General features: G+C 57.8%; 5 protein-coding genes. 1 reads left to right on the forward strand and 4 read right to left on the reverse strand.

Annotated elements, in window-relative coordinates; all coding sequences use genetic code 11:
- Positions 1-1,527: LPD38 domain-containing protein (locus KAY22_RS26620; RefSeq protein WP_296626082.1), on the forward strand; the 1,527-nt coding region annotated here is incomplete at its 5' end.
- Between the two features lie 117 nt (positions 1,528-1,644).
- Here KAY22_RS26620 and KAY22_RS26625 read toward each other — a convergent pair.
- The 4 genes from KAY22_RS26625 to KAY22_RS26640 form a co-directional block, all read right to left on the reverse strand.
- Entirely contained in the window at positions 1,645-1,920 is a 276-nt protein-coding gene (locus KAY22_RS26625) for a hypothetical protein (protein WP_296626083.1), read from the reverse strand.
- Between the two features lie 221 nt (positions 1,921-2,141).
- Positions 2,142-2,726 (reverse strand): hypothetical protein, encoded by a 585-nt coding sequence (locus tag KAY22_RS26630; protein WP_296626084.1) that lies wholly within the window; start codon positions 2,724-2,726, stop codon positions 2,142-2,144.
- Positions 2,723-2,950 (reverse strand): hypothetical protein, encoded by a 228-nt coding sequence (locus KAY22_RS26635; protein ID WP_296626085.1) that lies wholly within the window; start codon positions 2,948-2,950, stop codon positions 2,723-2,725. Before KAY22_RS26635 ends, KAY22_RS26630 begins: the two co-directional genes overlap by 4 nt.
- Positions 2,943-3,329 (reverse strand): hypothetical protein (locus KAY22_RS26640; RefSeq protein ID WP_296626086.1); only part of this gene is annotated, 387 nt, incomplete at its 5' end. The genes KAY22_RS26640 and KAY22_RS26635, both read right to left, overlap by 8 nt.

The following is a 3,329-nucleotide window of genomic DNA, read 5'->3' on the forward strand; positions in this document are numbered from 1 at the left end:
AATACGGCATTGGCGGGGCAGCAGTCGGGTATCATGCGCGATTCTGCCGCGATACTGACCGGCGCCGCGAAACACGGGTTTGCACGGTTCGACGGGCAATGGGAGACGCTGGCTCGCGATTTCGGGTTGGCCGGCGGAAAGACGGGCTATCGGGATCTGTTTCGCACCGGCAAGGAGCGCACGGAGGCTATTCAGCACTCTCTCGACCCCGACTGGTGGACCAAACGGCCGTGGGGGAAAGTGCTCACCGCCAATGGCTTCATCGAAAAGCCGGCCATCCTGGCTGTCGATAGGGGGGTTCGCCCCCTGTTCCAGTGGCTCAGTGACTACAACTATGTGATGGAGAATTCCGTTCGGCTGGCCGCCTACAAGGCCGGGCTGGACAGCGGGATGAGCAAGGAGCGCGCGGCAAGCATTGCCAAAAACCTGACGGTGAATTTCAACCGCAAGGGGGCGGATGCGCAGCAGCTTGGCGCGCTGTATGCGTTCTTTAACGCATCCGTTCAGGGCATGGCGCGGATGGTAGACACGCTTCGTGGGCCGGCAGGCAAGCGCATCATCTACGGCGGAATCCTGATGGGTTCGCTGCAGGCTCTGGCCCTCGCCGCGGCGGGGTTTGGCGATGACGAGCCGCCGGATTTCGTGCGCGAGCGAAACATCATCATTCCCATCGGCGGCGGTAAGTATGTGACGATCCCCATGCCGCTCGGATTCAACGTGCTGCCCAATATCGGCAGGCTGATCACCGAGACCATGCTGTACGGCAAAACCCCTGAAAAAGCAGGCGCGTTATTGGGTGTGATCGCCGATGCGTTCAACCCGCTGGGCGGATCAGCTCCTATCGCGCAGATTGTTTCACCGACGATCACCGATCCGCTGGTTGCGCTGGGGATGAACAAAGACTGGACGGGCAAGCCGATCGCTCGTGAGGACTTCAGCAATCTGCACCCAACCCCAGGGTTCACGCGCGCTCGAGACACGGCCAGCTATCCGGCCAAGTGGGTGGCAGAGGCGATCAACACCCTGTCGGGCGGAACTGCCTATACCCGCGGCATTGCCAGCCCGACCCCGGACCAAATTGAATACCTGATTGGCCAGATCACCGGGGGCGCTGGGAGAGAGGTGGGCAAGCTGGCCACAACGGCGAGCGCGATCACCAGCGGCGAGGAGTTGCCCGCCTACAAGATACCGCTTGTCGGGCGCTTCTACGGAGAGGCAGCCGGCCAGGCGCCACAGGCAAATCGGTTCTACAACAACCTGCGCGACATCAATGTGCAGTCAGGTGCCGTCAAGGGGATGCGCGAGGACGGGCTGGATTACGCCAAATACGTCGCGGATCACCCGGAGGCGCGGCTCGGAAAGATGGCTGGGCTGTTCGAACGCCGGGTGCAGATGCTCAGGCGCAAGAAGCGCGGTCTGATTGAAGGCGATGCCGATCGGGCCGCTGTTCGGGCGATCGACGACCAGATCACCGAGGCGATGACGCGATTCAACGAGCGGGTCAAATTAGCGCAGGATCGTCCATAGCAGCGTTGCTATCAGGGGGACGACCCCAAACAGAAACAACATGACCAGATAGAAAATGAACGGCGCCAGACCGCTGTCCTTCATTGCCGGCCCTGCCAATCTGGTGCGCAAACCGCGTTAAGGCTCCAGCCAGTCATCATCATACGGGTCAATATAGTTCGGTGTCCCGTCGCCATCAAAGTCCCGATCGCCCATGTCGATGAGCTGATCATCGTCGAAGGGATCGATGAAGTTTGGCGTCCCGTCATGGTCATAGTCGGATGAGATATTCCCTGCACGGTCGTTGTAGCTGTCGGCCTCGATCGCGTCTCGGTGACGGATGATGTAGTCGTCCTCGTCTGCGACGACGCCTGCGGCCAGTATGAGCAACGAAAGCGCCAATACTCTACTCATGTGTTTTCCCTCGGTATATGCGGCCCTTCCCGGACGCCTGAATCGCACGTCTAAACCGGTTCATAACTCGAAATGCGCATCAACAAAATCAACAACTTACAATCTGATTATTTTGAATCGTTTTGGACGTAAGGGCGCCCTGCCTTAACGAAACGCGCATGAATCGCGGATCGCACATTTTGTCCCAGAATTCATCGGTAGAAAGAAAGCTAACCTTCACGTCACCCCCCATCATCCACCTCCTCGTTGTTCTCGAATCCAAGCAGTGTCCGAGCACGACGCACCCATCCATATTGCTGAAACGTCTCGCCTACTTTGCAGCCGTGCTCGTTCTCTATCGCCATACCTGCTTCTGTAAGCACTTCAGCAAGCACGGGCCCCCAAATCCCACTAGAGATCAGCAGGGCGTCCAGATCCTCTTGGGTGCAGAGTGGTGGCGGGTCACTCGGGGCCGCGAGTCCCATTGAGCAGCGCGGGCAGGGCTGTCCGGCAATGTGATAAACGGGCGCGCAATGACTGGCGCCCATACAAATCGCAAATGAAATCAAAGGCTCGATCAGATTCTGGCGCTTTTCATCCGCCGATCTCGCCTCCCAAAGTTTGCCCCGTATGCCGCATTTCGGGAGCCAGCCGTTATAAGAGCGTTCAGCGTCGCAATCTACTCCGTACATGTGCGCATCGGTGCTGCGGGCCAGTGCCCTTACGCTTGTACTGATTATTTTAGGGTGCATGCATGTGAGAAATGCGGTGCTGGTTTCCTCCTCGCGCGAATGTTTGCAGTCCTTACAATATCGTGGTTCGTTCATCGCTTCTCCTCCTCCTTCGCCGATTCGAGTAGTCTTTTCTTGCACTGCTCCATAAGCCACAGCACCTCCCCGCCGTCGGACATGGTGCTGGCAAAATACAGGTCCCCGTCTTTGTCCCACGCCATGATTACCAGCGCGCTCAACTCGCCCATTGCGCCGTGCAGCACTTGGTCGGGGGACAGGTCAAGATGCGTCACTTTGCCCAGCGGAATAACATTACTCATCACTCCCCCTCGCCAGTAGGTCTTCAGTAGTAACGTGCTTCTCTCGCGTCTCGCTAACACAAATCCAGTAGTTGTCGGGGATCGCGTTCCGATCGATCCATGCCCACACAAAATTTTCCAGTTCTTCCGTCGCCGCTCGCGTCACTGGCGGGCAGCCGTCTGGGCAATAGTCAGCCGTGTCGAAAAGGCGCTCGGCAATGCTTTCGGTAAAATCCTCTGCCGAGAACAAATCCTTTGGCTGTATGCGACGAAATTCCATCTCATGATATGTGGCTCCTATTTTCAGCAGGCCCTCGTCCTCCAGTACGGAAAGCACTTCGGCCTTGTCACACAAGTCAAAGTCAGTTCCGTTGATGCTATAGCAAGTTTCCATCACTCC

Source organism: Rhizorhabdus sp., from assembly GCF_018006725.1.
Classification (GTDB): Bacteria; Pseudomonadota; Alphaproteobacteria; order Sphingomonadales; family Sphingomonadaceae; genus Rhizorhabdus.

Excerpts from the sequence above, each read along its gene's own strand:
- KAY22_RS26635 (WP_296626085.1), bottom strand. The coding sequence starts at position 2,950 with ATGAGTAATGTTATTCCGCTGGGCAAAGTGACGCATCTTGACCTGTCC.
- KAY22_RS26630 (WP_296626084.1), bottom strand. The coding sequence starts at position 2,726 with ATGAACGAACCACGATATTGTAAGGACTGCAAACATTCGCGCGAGGAG.
- KAY22_RS26625 (WP_296626083.1), bottom strand. The coding sequence starts at position 1,920 with ATGAGTAGAGTATTGGCGCTTTCGTTGCTCATACTGGCCGCAGGCGTC.